Source organism: Enterococcus sp. FDAARGOS_553 (genome assembly GCF_003812305.1).
In the GTDB taxonomy this organism is placed as follows: Bacteria; Bacillota; Bacilli; order Lactobacillales; family Enterococcaceae; genus Enterococcus_D; species Enterococcus_D gallinarum.
The window spans coordinates 2,045,320-2,060,381 of sequence record NZ_CP033740.1 but is presented as its reverse complement, the minus strand read 5'-3'; the positions used below and the strand labels follow the sequence as shown (position 1 = coordinate 2,060,381).

The 15,062-nt window shown below is 41.7% G+C and carries 13 protein-coding genes; 10 read left to right on the top strand and 3 right to left on the bottom strand.

From position 1 onward, the window contains the following. Nucleotides 1-186 precede the first annotated feature (186 nt). Entirely contained in the window at nt 187-606 is a 420-nt protein-coding gene (locus EGX73_RS10385) for a GNAT family N-acetyltransferase (RefSeq protein ID WP_005472159.1), read from the top strand. A 91-nt stretch (nt 607-697) separates the two neighbouring features. On the opposite strand, the gene EGX73_RS10380 is transcribed toward EGX73_RS10385, so the two are convergent. Further along, nucleotides 698-3,145 carry a hydroxymethylglutaryl-CoA reductase, degradative gene (locus tag EGX73_RS10380; protein ID WP_170081210.1) on the bottom strand — a complete coding sequence of 816 codons (2,448 nt, stop codon included), beginning with the start codon at nt 3,143-3,145 and terminating at the stop codon, nt 698-700. 191 nt (nt 3,146-3,336) lie between these two features. Here EGX73_RS10380 and EGX73_RS10375 point away from each other — a divergent pair, with 191 nt between their 5' ends. From EGX73_RS10375 to vanS, 9 genes are all read left to right on the top strand, one after another. Beyond that, entirely contained in the window at nt 3,337-4,491 is a 1,155-nt protein-coding gene (locus tag EGX73_RS10375) for a hydroxymethylglutaryl-CoA synthase (protein WP_003126783.1), read from the top strand. A 449-nt stretch (nt 4,492-4,940) separates the two neighbouring features. Continuing rightward, nucleotides 4,941-5,915 carry an ABC transporter substrate-binding protein gene (locus tag EGX73_RS10370; protein ID WP_005472155.1) on the top strand — a complete coding sequence of 325 codons (975 nt, stop codon included), beginning with the start codon at nt 4,941-4,943 and terminating at the stop codon, nt 5,913-5,915. 101 nt (nt 5,916-6,016) lie between these two features. Then, nucleotides 6,017-6,937, top strand: coding sequence for an ABC transporter permease (locus EGX73_RS10365; RefSeq protein ID WP_005472153.1), 921 nt, complete (start codon nt 6,017-6,019; stop codon nt 6,935-6,937). Next, nucleotides 6,934-7,743, top strand: a complete 810-nt coding sequence (locus EGX73_RS10360) for an ABC transporter ATP-binding protein (protein WP_021151270.1) — start codon at nt 6,934-6,936, stop codon at nt 7,741-7,743. Before EGX73_RS10365 ends, EGX73_RS10360 begins: the two co-directional genes overlap by 4 nt. Before the next feature lie 348 nt (nt 7,744-8,091). Continuing rightward, entirely contained in the window at nt 8,092-9,123 is a 1,032-nt protein-coding gene (vanC1, locus tag EGX73_RS10355; protein ID WP_123866932.1) for a D-alanine--D-serine ligase VanC1, read from the top strand. Next, the gene (locus tag EGX73_RS10350) at nt 9,120-9,692 is read left to right on the top strand and encodes a D-Ala-D-Ala dipeptidase/D-Ala-D-Ala carboxypeptidase VanXY-C (protein WP_003126779.1); all 573 of its coding nucleotides are present in this window, start codon (nt 9,120-9,122) and stop codon (nt 9,690-9,692) included. Before vanC1 ends, EGX73_RS10350 begins: the two co-directional genes overlap by 4 nt. After that, the gene (gene vanT / locus EGX73_RS10345; protein ID WP_123866931.1) at nt 9,689-11,785 is read left to right on the top strand and encodes a membrane-bound serine racemase VanT; all 2,097 of its coding nucleotides are present in this window, start codon (nt 9,689-9,691) and stop codon (nt 11,783-11,785) included. The genes EGX73_RS10350 and vanT overlap by 4 nt, the downstream gene beginning before the upstream one ends. Nucleotides 11,786-11,873: 88 nt before the next feature. Next, complete coding sequence (gene vanR-C / locus EGX73_RS10340; RefSeq protein WP_123866930.1) at nt 11,874-12,569, top strand: vancomycin resistance response regulator transcription factor VanR-C; 696 nt, start codon at nt 11,874-11,876, stop codon at nt 12,567-12,569. Further along, nucleotides 12,559-13,644, top strand: a complete 1,086-nt coding sequence (gene vanS, locus EGX73_RS10335; protein WP_003126774.1) for a vancomycin resistance histidine kinase VanS — start codon at nt 12,559-12,561, stop codon at nt 13,642-13,644. The genes vanR-C and vanS overlap by 11 nt, the downstream gene beginning before the upstream one ends. A 230-nt stretch (nt 13,645-13,874) precedes the next feature. Here the strand turns inward: vanS and EGX73_RS10330 are convergent, their stop codons facing one another. Both EGX73_RS10330 and EGX73_RS10325 read right to left on the bottom strand, forming a co-directional pair. After that, nucleotides 13,875-14,708 (bottom strand): D-alanine--D-alanine ligase, encoded by an 834-nt coding sequence (locus EGX73_RS10330; RefSeq protein ID WP_123866929.1) that lies wholly within the window; start codon nt 14,706-14,708, stop codon nt 13,875-13,877. A 24-nt stretch (nt 14,709-14,732) separates the two neighbouring features. Next, nucleotides 14,733-14,906: a hypothetical protein gene (locus EGX73_RS10325; protein ID WP_005472148.1), complete on the bottom strand. Its 174-nt coding sequence runs from the start codon at nt 14,904-14,906 to the stop codon at nt 14,733-14,735. Between the last annotated feature and the right edge of the window lie 156 nt (nt 14,907-15,062).

Genomic DNA, 15,062 nt, shown 5'->3' with positions numbered 1-15,062 from the left:
ACGATGATAGAAAAAAACGAACAGCTCAACTGTTGGGGTTTGGCTGTTTCATTTGTTGGAATCCTTCTATCATCGTCTCTTTCTTTTAAAGACGTCTTTGCCCATTACCAAAAAGCCATCTGCTAAAGGGTATTGATCAAATTCCCTAGGACTAAACAACTCTACTCTGTATCAAGGAGGACCATGATGAACGATTCTAAATATCTCCTAAAACATACAGTTCCTGAAGTAGCTGAATACCTAACTCTACGAAAAGCCTGCGGTCTTTCTCTTCGTGGAACAGCTGCGAGTAAGATTGGTTTAAGCAATAGTCTTTTTGCAGTGACTGTTCGAAGAACCAGCGATCAAACCTTAGTCGGCATGGGCCGATTGATTGGTGACAGAGGTACTGCCTATCAAATCCTAGACATCGCTGTCCTTCCTGAAGATCAAGGCAATGGATTGGCAAAATCAATCATGAGCGCCATAATGAACCATATACATAATGAAGTAGATCCCCAAGCTTACGTGAACCTGATTGCTGATTGTCCAGCTGAAAATCTTTATCAGCAGTTTGGCTTTGTGGAGACAGCCCCCAAAAGTATTGGGATGTACTTAAAAAGATGAGCTTTAGCAGCTTCTAGAAACACTCATCAATTTGTCTATGACAAAAAAACTTGTTTCAACAGTAGCATTTGCTACCGTTGAAACAAGTTTTTTATTGTTCCCGAATTTCTCCTAAAAACCGTAACGCTTGTTGTTGATTCATTGGAGGATTTTGCCGTAGTTTTTCAGCTACTTGCTCGATTTCCGCTTTCTCCGCTCCAACAGCGATCGCTAGTGAACGAGCTTGCATACTCATATGTCCCTTCTGAATCCCTTCTGAGACAAGCGCCCGCAAAGCTGCCAAGTTTTGGACAAGTCCCACACTTGCAGCTAGCGCAGCTAACTCTTGAGAAGAGTGAACATCACTGATTTCCAATGCTGCTTGTGCTTTTGGTAGGACCTTTGTGGCACCACCAACAGTAGCGATAGCTAACGGCAACGTGATTTCCCCTACTAATCGATCTGATTCGATGGTCCAATTAGTCAGTCCTTGATAGCTGCCAGTACGTGCTGCATAGCCGTGGCAGGCAGCAGAAACTGCCCGGGTATCATTTCCAGTGGCCAGCATCACTGCCTCCACCCCATTCATGATGCCTTTATTATGAGTGACTGCTCGATAAGGATCCGTTTTGGCAAACAAAGAAGCTTGAACAATTTTTTGTGCAACCGTGGCGCCACCTCTTTTGCTCAAAGCGGAAAACGGTACTTCACAAACAGCCGTGACTAATGACTCAGTAGCAAGATTGCTTAAAATACTAAATAAGATTTCTTCATTAGGAAACCATTCTCTGAAAAGTGCGGCAACGCCTTCTAAGATCGCATTGATGATATTGGCTCCCATCGCATCCTTGACATCCACGAAAAGATCCACCGATAAAAACGTCGACTGATCAGCAGATTCCTGCTGAGAATCTGCTGGAAAGTGCCGCAGAGCGATGCGCCGCAATCCTCCTTCTCGTTTGACGATCGAAGGATAGCTTTGTTCTGCCCGTTCAAAAATCAAAGCTTGGTTTTCCGCAATCCGTTGCTCGATCTCATTTGGATTCTTTGCAGAAAAAACAATCTGTCCCCGCAACAATCGTTCTTTGCTTTGCGTATGGATCTCACCAGCCATTTTGGCTCCATTACTCATTGCTGCAATCACAGAAGGTTCTTCTGTAGCCATTGGTACGACATATGCTTTGCCGTCCACCTTCAGATTCATGCCTACACCCATTGGCAGCTCGATCTCACTGATTTGGTTCTCAATCAAATGGTTCGCCGTGTCTTCCGCTAACATCATTTGTGACAGTTGTTGTTTTGTTTCACTAGAAATTTTTTGTTGATTCTCAAGCTCTTGTAACCGCTCAGCGGGGGACAACTCATAAAATTTCTTGTCCGTCGGCTTTGCTTTTTCAATTGTTGGCCGCTCCAACAACATAGCCAGCCCTAACCCGCCACCAACACATAAAGAAGCAATCCCATAACGGGCTTGGATCTCTTGCATTTGGTAGACCAAAGAAGTTGCTAAGCGGGCTCCTGTGGCACCAATCGCATGTCCAAGAGAAATTCCGCCACCATAGCGATTGACTTTTGCTGGATCCAATCCCAATTCAGACTCCACCACGATTGAAGATGCAGCAAATGCTTCGTTGATCTCAAACACACCGATGTCTTCTAATGAAACCTTTTGATTTTGAAGAAGTGTTTGAATTGCCTTGATAGGCGAGATCCCCATGATTTCAGGATCAATCCCTACTTCAACGATCTCTTTGATCGTCGCTAAATACGGAATATCATTTGTTTCACAGTAGGTTTTTGATGCTAACAACACCAATGCTGCACCATCATTGATCGTAGAAGCATTTCCAGCAGTTACGGTACCGTCAGTTTTAAAAACTGGTTTTAAAGAAGCCAGTTTTTCCATTGTGGTCTGACTGCGGATCCCTTCATCTGCGGTGATCGTTTTTGTTTCGCCAGCCAGCGGAACGATCTCTTTCGCAAATTTATTCTCTGCTTGCGCTTTAGCAGCTTTCATTTGTGACTGATAGGCAAACTGGTCCTGAGCCTCTCGTGAGATGTCATAGCGTTGCGCCACATTTTCAGCTGTCAAGCCCATTGGCTTACTACTAAAAGCATCTGTTAAGCCATCTAATGTCATACTTGAGACTGGGACACTGTAAGTATCTTCTGCTTTATTGTAATGACTGAGGGACGGAGCATTCGTCATGCTTTCGATCCCCCCGGCTAAAACAACTTGCGCTTTGCCCAACTGGATTTGCTCCATTCCCATTAAAATGGCTTTCAATCCAGAACCACAAACTTCATTGATCGTTGATGCCGGGATGTCCACTGAGAGACCACTTTGTAGGGCCACTTGTCGGGCAGGGTTTTGGCCATTACCTGCTTGTAGGACATTGCCGATGATCACTTGCGCGATTTCTTCCTTGATCTTTTGATTTCGTTCAAACATATCTTTCGCTACAGCAGTACCTAATGCAACTGCTGAAAATTTCTTTAATGACCCATGGTATTTACCGATGGGAGTTCTTCGTGCATCGATAATAACAACTTCTTCCACCATGCCACCTCCAACAGAAATATATCATTATTTCCACAAAAAAAGAATACCCCACGAGTTTGCATTCTGTTCCAATCAGCCATTCTTAAATAAAGTTTAAATTCTAATAGAATTTTTTTCATTTTTAAACAAAAATATGATACCGTATAAACAATAGTTATAACATAAGTTAAACCCAAAGGAGCGTCATAATGAACGTTGGTATTGATAAAATAAATTTTTTTGTTCCGCCTTACTATTTAGACATGGTTGATCTCGCTCACGCTCGTGAGGTAGATCCTAATAAATTTACCATTGGTATCGGTCAAGACCAAATGGCAGTCAGCAAAAAAACACACGATATCGTTACATTTGCGGCTAGTGCAGCAAAAGAAATCTTAGAACCTGAAGATTTGCAGGCAATCGACATGGTGATTGTCGGTACAGAATCTGGAATCGATGAGTCGAAAGCCTCTGCTGTAGTCTTACACAGATTGCTTGGCGTCCAACCTTTCGCCCGCTCTTTCGAAATCAAAGAGGCTTGTTACGGAGCAACCGCAGGGATTCAATTTGCGAAAACCCATATTCAAGCCAATCCAGAAAGCAAGGTTCTAGTCATTGCGTCCGATATTGCTCGTTATGGTTTACGTTCCGGTGGTGAACCAACACAAGGAGCAGGTGCTGTTGCCATGTTGCTTACAGCTAACCCACGAATTCTAACTTTTGAAAATGACAATTTGATGTTGACTCAAGATATTTATGATTTTTGGCGTCCTCTCGGCCACGCTTATCCAATGGTCGATGGGCATCTATCTAACCAAGTTTACATCGATTCTTTCAAAAAAGTGTGGCAAGCTCATTGTGAACGCAATCAAGCCAGCATCAGCGATTATGCTGCAATCAGCTTCCATATTCCTTATACAAAAATGGGGAAAAAAGCATTGTTAGCAGTCTTTGCCGATGAAGTAGAAACGGAGCAGGAACGAGTGATGGCTCGCTATGAAGAATCCATCGTCTATAGTCGCAGAATCGGCAATCTCTATACCGGCTCTCTGTATTTGGGACTGATTTCGTTATTAGAAAATTCGTCTCATTTAAGCGCAGGAGATCGCATTGGTCTTTTTAGTTATGGTTCTGGGGCTGTTTCTGAATTTTTCAGTGGTCGTTTGGTAGCTGGTTATGAAAATCAATTAAACAAAGAAGCCCACACTCAGCTATTGGATCAGCGACAAAAATTAAGTATTGAGGAATATGAAGCCATCTTTACTGATTCATTGGAAATCGATCAAGATGCCGCTTTTTCTGATGATCTTCCTTATAGTATTCGAGAAATTAAAAATACGATCCGTTATTATAAAGAAAGCTAAACCTATTTAATCAAAGCAGCTTAGTTAATCTGGCTGCTTTTTTATTTTATTTTACTATTTGCATACATCTCTTTATCTGTTATAAAAAAATTTTCAGAATATTGCGTTTTTCAATTGACAGATGGCAGAACTTTCGTCTATACTGAAAACAATTCAAGTTTGGAGGAAGAATCATGAAATTATTGCTATCCCCACAACTGAATATTGCTTACTTTAGCTATTTTAGATAGTTTGTATTCATAACATTGTGGATACAAACCTCACAACACTTTGTTTGTATCTATAATGGCTAGAGCAGTTTAACGTGAACAGCAGCCATGTAGAGAATCTTCTAAATGGCCGCACTGAATTTCTGAATTTTGGTAAGTTCAAATCCATTTAGACGATTGTCTGAATGGATTTTTTTGTTCCGTTGGGTTTAAATCAAGACTTTTTAGGAGGAATATTTGATGAAAATGAAAAAATGGATCACAACTGGCCTATTGGCAACTACCTTAGGACTTGGACTTGCGGCATGCGGGAATACCAACAATGCCACTGAAGATGGCAAAAAAACGGTTGGTATCTTGCAGCTGGTGGAACATGGTTCGTTAGATGCTGCCTATGAAGGATTCAAAGAAGGTTTGGCGGAAGGCGGCTATAAAGAAGGCGAAAACCTTACTTTAGAATACCAAAATGCCCAAAACAGCCAAGACAATCTGAAGAGTATGAGCGAAAAACTTGTAAAAAATTCTCCTGATCTTCTCTTAGGGATCGCGACACCAGCTGCTGTCTCATTGGCGAATGAAACAACAGATATTCCGATCGTTGTAACTGCAGTCACTGATTTAGTTGAAGCAAAATTAGCGGAGTCCAATGAAGCTCCTGGACGCAATATCACTGGTACATCTGACATGGTCCCTATCGATAAACAGATTCAATTGTTATTGAGTATCGTCCCTGACGCTAAAACAATCGGTATTATGTATAATGCTGGAGAAGCAAATTCAAAAATCCAAGCAGATTTGGCAGAAAAAGCATTGAAAGATGCAGGTGTAGACGTCAAAGTCTTGACAGCAAACACGACAAATGATGTCCAACAAGTAACTACTAGTTTAGCTAAAGATGTGGATGGTATCTACGTGCCAACAGATAATACCTTTGCTTCTGCTGCGGCAGTCGTTGGTGAAGTAGCCAAAGAAACCAAAACACCGATCGTTGCTGGTTCTGTCGAGCAAGTGGAAGATGGCGCTTTAGCTACATTCGGGATCGATTACAAGTCACTAGGCAAACAAACGGGTGAATTGGCTGCAAAAATTCTTGATGGAGATGAAAAGCCCGCTACAACACCTGTAGAAACAGCGAATAAACTAGAGCTAGTTGTGAACCAGAAAATGGCAACTGCATTAGGAATTGATCCAGAAAGCATCGTGGCTCCTGAGTAATTTTGCTACTATCTACTATCTACTATAATTTTGCTGCTATATGATGAAATGATGAAAACTAACTTGAAACTAAAAACCTAAAAATGATTTGAGGAAACCTTATGAATTTAATCAATACATTTTTCATACTTATTCAATCAGCTGCCTCTCAAGGTATGTTGTGGGCATTATTAGCGATCGGGGTTTATTTGACCTTCCGAATCTTAGATATTGCCGATTTGACAGCTGAGGGAAGCTTTCCATTAGGAGCCGGCATTGCTGCTGTCAGCATCACCAATGGCCTTTCCCCTTTTACGGCAAGTCTGTTGGGCTTTTGCGGCGGTTTAGCTGCCGGATTTGTCTCAGGGATCTTGCATACCAAATTTAAAATTCCCGCATTATTAGCGGGAATCATTACCATGACTGGATTGTATTCTATTACAAATCGGATCATGGGGGCACCCAATATTGCCTTGTTAGGGGAAGATACTGTTTTTACTTGGTTTCAAACACTAGGCTTAACGAAAAATACCGCAGTCATTTGTACAGGCCTCCTGTTTGCTGCTGTCGTGATTTTGTTGCTGTTTCTCTTCTTCCGCACAGAGATTGGACTAGCAGTGCGAGCAACGGGAGACAATCTCGCGATGAGTGAAGCCAACGGAATTAATACGGACAATATGAAACTAATTGGCTATATGATTTCCAATGGCTGTATTGCTCTTTCTGGTTCCCTCTTAGCTCAAAACAATGGTTTTGCTGATCTTAACTCAGGTGTAGGAACGATCGTGATCGGATTAGCATCGATCATTATCGCGGAAGTCCTTTTCAGCAATAAATCTTTGTGGGTTCGTTTGATCACGATTGTGATTGGTGCGATTTTGTATCGTCTAATCCTGGCCATCGTCTTTGAATTCAACGTGGAAGCTTCAGATTCAAAACTTGCCTCTGCCATCGTTTTGGTTATCTGTCTTTCATTGCCGCAAATTCGAACGAAACTTGGATTGCAAAAATTTCTTCCGAAAACCAAAGGAGGTCAATCATGACGACACCTGTTTTAACGATCAGTGATTTACACCAAACATTTGAAAAAGGAACCATCAACGAAAATCATGTCCTTCGCGGGATCGATCTCACTATGAACAGCGGTGATTTCATTACGATTATCGGTGGAAACGGTGCAGGAAAATCAACATTACTCAATAGTATTGCTGGAACGATCCCAACAGAACAAGGTAAGATCGTCTTAGGTGACAAAGAAATCACACGTCATTCAGTCACACGACGCTCCAAAGAAATCAGTCGTGTCTTCCAAGACCCGCGGATGGGGACAGCCGTTCGTTTGACAGTCGAAGAAAACTTAGCCCTTGCTTATAAAAGAGGCCAGGTTCGCGGGTTTTCCTCCGGTGTCAAAGGAAAGCATCGGGCCTTCTTCAAAGAAAAGTTAGCTCGCTTGAATCTTGGTCTTGAAAATCGACTGACGACTGAGATTGGGCTGCTTTCCGGAGGACAGCGGCAAGCGATCACACTATTGATGGCGACCTTGCAACAGCCTAAACTGATCCTGCTAGACGAACATACTGCAGCTTTAGATCCGAAAACCTCCATGACTGTGATGGCACTGACTGATCAGTTGATTCAAGAACAGCAGTTGACGGCATTTATGGTCACTCATGATATGGAAGATGCCATCCGTTACGGCAATCGCTTGATCATGCTCCATCAAGGCAAAATCGTTGTCGATATCGCAGGTGAGGAAAAACAATCCTTAACGGTACCGGATTTGATGGCACTCTTCCATCAAAATAGTGGGACTGAGCTAAAAGATGATCAGCTACTGTTGCACACTTAACTGTATCTTCTTTAGCTATAGCTGCCTCAATTGGGCACATCACACTACGCCAAAGAACTAACGTATGAATACAGAGGAACCAAGTTGAAAATAGTTCAGCTCGGTTCCTTTTTTGTACGCTTTCCTGCATGCGTGAGCTCTTCCTTCAACGCACTTCTGTACCAAGAGTTGTTGTCCATTTGATCACTAACAATAGCTTCCCCTGCTTTCTTCAAGCCCTTTGTCATAAAATCGTTAGATTTTCATCATAAAAATACGAGAAAGACAACAGGAAGACCGCAAATTTTCTTTTCTTTTCCTAGGTACACTGAATGTAACCTTAAAAGAAAAAAGGAAAGGAAGAAAATGATGAAAAAAATTGCCGTTTTATTTGGAGGGAATTCTCCAGAATACTCAGTGTCACTAGCCTCAGCAGCAAGTGTGATCCAAGCTATTGACCCGCTGAAATATGAAGTAATGACCATTGGCATCGCACCAACAATGGATTGGTATTGGTATCAAGGAAACCTCGCGAATGTTCGCAATGATACTTGGCTAGAAGATCACAAAAACTGTCACCAGCTGACTTTTTCTAGCCAAGGATTTGTATTAGGAGAAAAACGAATCGTCCCTGATGTCCTCTTTCCAGTCTTGCATGGGAAGTATGGCGAGGATGGCTGTATCCAAGGACTGCTTGAACTAATGAACCTGCCTTATGTTGGTTGCCATGTCGCTGCCTCCGCATTATGTATGAACAAATGGCTCTTGCATCAACTTGCTGATACCATGGGAATCGCTAGTGCTCCCACTTTGCTTTTATCCCGCTATGAAAACGATCCTGCCACAATCGATCGTTTTATTCAAGACCATGGATTCCCGATCTTTATCAAGCCGAATGAAGCCGGTTCTTCAAAAGGGATCACAAAAGTAACTGACAAAACAGCGCTCCAATCTGCATTAACGACTGCTTTTGCTTACGGTTCTACTGTGTTGATCCAAAAGGCGATAGCGGGTATTGAAATTGGCTGCGGCATCTTAGGAAATGAGCAATTGACGATTGGTGCTTGTGATGCGATTTCTCTTGTCGACGGTTTTTTTGATTTTGAAGAGAAATACCAATTAATCAGCGCCACGATCACTGTCCCAGCACCATTGCCTCTCGCGCTTGAATCACAGATCAAGGAGCAGGCACAGCTGCTTTATCGAAACTTGGGATTGACGGGTCTGGCTCGAATCGATTTTTTCGTCACCAATCAAGGAGCGATTTATTTAAACGAAATCAACACCATGCCGGGATTTACTGGGCACTCCCGCTACCCAGCTATGATGGCGGAAGTCGGGTTATCCTACGAAATATTAGTAGAGCAATTGATTGCACTGGCAGAGGAGGACAAACGATGAACACATTACAATTGATCAATAAAAACCATCCATTGAAAAAAAATCAAGAGCCCCCGCACTTAGTGCTAGCTCCTTTTAGCGATCACGATGTTTACCTGCAGCCAGAAGTGGCAAAACAATGGGAACGACTCGTACGAGCAACCGGACTAGAAAAGGACATTCGTCTGGTAGATGGGTATCGTACGGAAAAAGAACAGCGACGCTTGTGGGAGTATTCTCTAAAAGAAAACGGGTTAGCTTATACCAAACAATTCGTTGCTTTGCCAGGTTGCAGTGAACATCAAATCGGTCTGGCCATTGATGTAGGACTAAAGAAACAAGAAGATGATGATCTTATCTGCCCTCATTTTCGAGATAGTGCTGCTGCTGATTTATTTATGCAGCAGATGATGAATTATGGCTTTATTCTACGCTATCCGGAAGATAAACAAGAGATCACCGGTATCAGTTATGAACCTTGGCATTTTCGTTATGTCGGGCTTCCCCATAGCCAAGTCATCACTGCCCAAAAATGGACTCTGGAAGAATACCATGATTACTTGGCTCAGACAGTGAGGCAGTTCGCATGAAAAATAAAGGAATCGATCAATTTCGTGTGATTGCAGCCATGATGGTGGTTGCGATCCATTGTCTTCCCCTTCACTATTTATGGCCAGAAGGCGATATCCTAATCACATTGACGATTTTTCGAGTAGCTGTTCCTTTCTTTTTTATGATCAGTGGTTACTATGTGTTTGCAGAACTTGCTGTGGCCAATAGTTATCCTTCGCGACAACGAGTATTCAACTTTATCAAAAAACAGCTAAAAGTCTATCTATTAGCCACACTAATGTTTTTACCATTAGCACTCTATAGTCAAACGATCGGCTTCGATCTACCAGTTGGAACATTAGTACAAGCACTTTTGGTCAATGGCATTCTTTATCATCTTTGGTACTTTCCGGCTTTGATTACTGGGAGCCTGCTCCTAACAAGTTTGCTGATACATGTCTCCTTCAAAAAAGTGTTCTGGCTTGCGGCTGGATTGTACCTGATTGGATTAGGTGGTGATAGTTGGTTTGGACTGATCCAACAGACACCAATCGAACCATTCTATACTGCTGTGTTCAACCTATTAGATGGTACCCGCAACGGTATTTTCTTTACACCATTGTTTTTGTGCTTAGGTGTGCTGGTCAGAAAACAATCAGAGAAAAGAAGTTTATCCAAAACAGCTCTCTTCTTTTTGATCAGTCTTATCGGATTGCTTATTGAGAGTGCGTACTTGCATGGGTTTTCTATACCTAAACATGACAGTATGTATCTCTTCTTGCCTGTTGTACTCTTTTTCTTATTTCCGCTGATCTTGCGCTGGCATCCCCACAGGACTTGGAAGCATCCAGGACAGCTATCTTTGTGGCTTTACCTTTTACATCCTTATACAATTGCCGGCACACACTTTTTGAGCCAAAAAATCAGCATTCTGCAAAACAATCTAATCAACTATTTGGTTGTTTTGATCTTGACGATTGGATTCATTTGCCTCTTTTTAAGACAAAAACACTCATGGTTTAGACACAAACAAACAACGCCCGTTAAAAGGGCCGTAAAAGAATTCTCAAAGACAGCCCTTTTGCATAATCTACAGGAGATCCAGCGGATCATCTCACCGAAAACAAAAGTGATGGCAGTCGTTAAAGCCGATGCCTACGGCTGTGGTGCCAAGGAAGTTGCTCCTGTTTTAGAACAAGCCGGAATTGATTTTTTTGCGGTGGCTACGATTGATGAAGGTATTCGATTGCGGAAAAATGCTGTCAAAAGCCCCATCTTGGTCTTGGGATATACCTCTCCAAAACGCATAAAAGAACTTCGTCGCTACTCATTGACCCAATCGATCATCAGCGAAGGTCATGCTGTAGCATTGTCACAAAGAAAAGTAGCGATTGACTGTCATTTAGCCATCGATACTGGGATGCATCGGTTAGGTGTAACACCGACTATCGATTCGATTCTTTCGATTTTCGATTTGCCCTTCTTGACGATCAGTGGTGTTTATTCTCATCTTGGTTCGGCAGATCGCTTAAATCCTGATAGTATGATTCGCACTCAGAAGCAGATTGCCTGCTTCGATCAGATTCTCCTAGAGTTGGATCAGAGACAGATTTCTTATGGTATCACACACTTACAAAGCAGTTATGGTATTTTGAATTATCCAGACTTAAACTATGATTATGTGCGTCCGGGGATTTTATTGACAGGATCCCTCAGTGATACGAACGAGCCTACAAAACAACGAGTAAGCTTACAGCCTATTCTGACCCTCAAAGCACAGTTGATCACTAAGCGAGTCGTTGCCAAAGGGGAAGCGATCGGTTATGGGCAAACCGCCGTCGCGAATCAAGAAACAACTGTTGGTGTTGTGAGCATCGGCTATTGTGACGGACTGCCCCGTTCTCTATCAAATCAAGAGTTTTGTCTTTCCTATCGCGGTCAGTCCTTGCCGCAGATCGGCTTGATCTGCATGGACATGCTTTTGATAGACTTGAGCCATTGTCCTACGATCCCAATTGAAAGTGAAATTGAAATTCTGACAGATTGGAGCGATACTGCCGAGCAAGTACAAACTATAACCAATGAGTTGATTTGTCGGATCGGTCCACGAGTCAGTGCTAGGATCAAATAGAAAACGATGCATAAGTTTACCAGGTAAGGTATGATGGGGGTATGGAAATGTGAGAATCCGAAACTATGTTTAGGTGGAGTGAGAGAGTATGTCAGAAAAAATAGTCGTTGTTGATGATGAAAAAGAAATTGCGGACTTAGTCACGACCTTTTTGCAAAACGAAGGATTTAGTGTGCAGCCGTTTTATGATGGTATTAGTGCCATCGCCTATATTGAAAAAGAAGCCATTGATTTGGCCGTTTTAGATGTCATGTTGCCAGACATTGATGGTTTTCAACTGTTACAGCAGATCCGCAAGACCCATTTTTTCCCAGTGTTGATGCTGACTGCCAAGGGAGAGGATCTAGACAAAATCACTGGATTGAGTTTGGGAGCGGATGACTATGTCACCAAACCTTTTAATCCTTTAGAAGTTGTGGCTCGGGTAAAAACCCAATTGCGGCGCTACCAGCGATACAATCATTCCACTGCTTCTCCAACAGTAGAAGAATATGAAAAAGACGGCTTGATACTCAAAATCAACAGTCATCAATGCATTCTCTACGGCAAAGAAGTTTTCCTGACTCCCATTGAGTTCAAAATATTGCTTTATTTATTTGAGCACCAAGGATTCGTCGTCTCTTCCGAAACACTTTTCGAAGCGGTTTGGAAAGAAAAATATTTAGATAACAATAATACTGTCATGGCACACATTGCTCGTTTAAGAGAAAAATTGCATGAAGAACCTCGTAAACCTAAATTAATCAAAACCGTATGGGGGGTCGGCTATATCATTGAAAAATAGAAATCCTTTGATCCGAAAGCTCTTGACCCAATACTTCGTCACCACTGGAATCTTGCTGGCATTCCTTGTAATGATTCCATTAGTCATTCGCTTTATTGCCGGAACCCGGACTTGGTATGGAACGGAACCTATCTACTATATCTTACGTTTTTTTGCGGATCGCTGGTTGTTTTGTGTTGCGATTGGCGCTTTACTGATATGGTTTGGTACCACCATTTACTATATGACCAAAGCCATCGGTTATTTGAATGAAACGATCCAAGCCACGACTCAACTGATAGAAGAACCATCCAAACGCATCACTTTATCGAGCCATCTGATTGATGTTCAAGAGGAAATGAATCAACTGCGGGAGAAAAGTCTGCAAGATCAACGTGCCGCTAAAGAAGCGGAACAGCGGAAAAATGATTTGATCGTTTATCTCGCCCACGATTTGCGGACGCCTCTGACAAGTGTCATAGGTTATCTGACTCTTCTAAAAGAAGAACCACAATTATCCAATGCGATGCGGAATCGTTACACGGAGATTGCTTTACAAAAAGCCCAACGGCTGGAACTATTGATCAGTGAATTCTTCGAGATCACACGCTTCAATTTGACCACGATCGTTTTGCAGACAGAAACGACTGATTTAAGTTTAATGCTTGAACAGCTGACCTTTGAGTTTTTACCTCTCTTGGAAGAAAAGAATCTAAATTGGCAACTCAACTTACAAAAAAATGTTCTTGCAACAGTAGACACCGAAAAAATAGCTCGTGTCTTTGATAATCTCATTCGCAATGCCATCAACTACAGCTATCCAGATTCGCCTTTACTTCTTGAATTGGTCGAATCAGACAGTATTCACATTCGTCTGACGAATCGTGGAAAAACAATTCCAGAAGAGATGATCGGACGTCTCTTTGAACCTTTCTATCGCATGGATTCTTCCCGAGCTACAGCCACAGGCGGAACTGGTCTTGGTCTTCCGATTGCAAAAGAGATTCTGTTAGCATCTGGCGGGGATATCTCGGCAGAAAGCAAAGACGAAACCATCATTTTCAACGTTCGCTTGCCAAAACCTGCCAACAACTGACGTCTCTTGATTTAAAAAATCTCTAGTATCAACTTTCATATAAAAAACTGTGATATCACTCTTTCAACAAACGAAATATCCGAAAAGCATACTTCTGCGGGCTATAGGTCCAAAGGAAAAATGTATCAGAGATACCATTATCCAGTGATTATGCTTCGAAGAACTTAGTGTAGCTGAACCTTTTGTCACAGTTTTTTAATGGAGCCTTCAATCAATCGCTGACATCCTGACTATTTGTACCAGCTTTCAAGTGATAGTTCAACAATTGTCTCACATAATTCTGAAAAAGAAATTCCTATGGCTTCAGCTTCTTGTGGTAATAAACTGGTTGGCGTCATCCCCGGTAAACTATTGGCTTCAATACAGTAAATATCAAGCTCTTTGGTAACGATATAATCTACTCTGGAATAAATTGATAAGCCCAAAACTTTGTTCACTAATACGGTCATTTCACTCAATCGCGTCGCCAAATCACTCGAAATGTCAGCTGGCGTTATTTCTTCTGTTGCTCCTTTTTGATATTTATTTTCATAATTATAAAATCCTTGTTGGGGAATTATTTCGATCGCTGGCAGAACATTATCGCCAAGTACGCCTACAGAGAATTCTCTCCCTTCTATCTTCTGCTCAATCATCACTTTACTGTTGTATTTTTCAGCTTTTTTTAAGGCCTTAAAAAATTGTTCTTTATTTTCAACGATTTCAACTCCGATGCTTGACCCATTATCGATTGGCTTAACAACACAAGGTGTAGAATAATACACTTCTTGTCCTTGCTCCCAGAGTTGCCACTTTGGCGTGGGGATGTCATTCAGTTTCATTAGTTGTTTAGCTATATCTTTATCCATTGCCAATAAACTGCCTTTGTAATGAGAACCAGAGTAGCGAATACCATAAATATCAAAGAAAGCCTGTAGTTTTCCGTTCTCTCCAATACCCCCATGCAATGCGATAAAACAAAAATCAGCATTCAGACAGAGTTCTACTACGTTCTTTCCAATCAAATTTTTCTGGTTGCTATTCTTTTGGATAAGTTTCTCAATATCTGGTTCATTCTTATCCACAAAATAATCATAAGGATTCTCTTCTTATTTTTGAATCGAGTAAGCGGATTCAAATGTCTTCTCGTTATTTCCTTGATATAAATCCAACAATAATGCTCGGTGACCTCTTTCCTCAAGAGCCATGGCGATTTGGCCTCCGGAAGACAATGATACATCTCTTTCATGACTGAGACCGCCTGCTAATACCACAATATTCATGATACCTATCCCTTCTTTTACTTTTTGTTTTGGTTTAGAAATAGCTAGCATTCATTTTATCATGAAGAAAAATTTCTCGCTATTCTTTCCATAGCAACCTATTCTGTTCGAAATAAGCCTCCTCTTTCACATTGCAGAAATCATTAGCTATTCGCT

Excerpts from the sequence above, each read along its gene's own strand:
- EGX73_RS10385 (WP_005472159.1), top strand. The coding sequence starts at position 187 with ATGAACGATTCTAAATATCTCCTAAAACATACAGTTCCTGAAGTAGCT.
- EGX73_RS10375 (WP_003126783.1), top strand. The coding sequence starts at position 3,337 with ATGAACGTTGGTATTGATAAAATAAATTTTTTTGTTCCGCCTTACTAT.
- EGX73_RS10370 (WP_005472155.1), top strand. The coding sequence starts at position 4,941 with ATGAAAATGAAAAAATGGATCACAACTGGCCTATTGGCAACTACCTTA.
- EGX73_RS10365 (WP_005472153.1), top strand. The coding sequence starts at position 6,017 with ATGAATTTAATCAATACATTTTTCATACTTATTCAATCAGCTGCCTCT.
- EGX73_RS10360 (WP_021151270.1), top strand. The coding sequence starts at position 6,934 with ATGACGACACCTGTTTTAACGATCAGTGATTTACACCAAACATTTGAA.
- vanC1 (WP_123866932.1), top strand. The coding sequence starts at position 8,092 with ATGAAAAAAATTGCCGTTTTATTTGGAGGGAATTCTCCAGAATACTCA.
- EGX73_RS10350 (WP_003126779.1), top strand. The coding sequence starts at position 9,120 with ATGAACACATTACAATTGATCAATAAAAACCATCCATTGAAAAAAAAT.
- vanT (WP_123866931.1), top strand. The coding sequence starts at position 9,689 with ATGAAAAATAAAGGAATCGATCAATTTCGTGTGATTGCAGCCATGATG.
- vanR-C (WP_123866930.1), top strand. The coding sequence starts at position 11,874 with ATGTCAGAAAAAATAGTCGTTGTTGATGATGAAAAAGAAATTGCGGAC.
- EGX73_RS10325 (WP_005472148.1), bottom strand. The coding sequence starts at position 14,906 with ATGAATATTGTGGTATTAGCAGGCGGTCTCAGTCATGAAAGAGATGTA.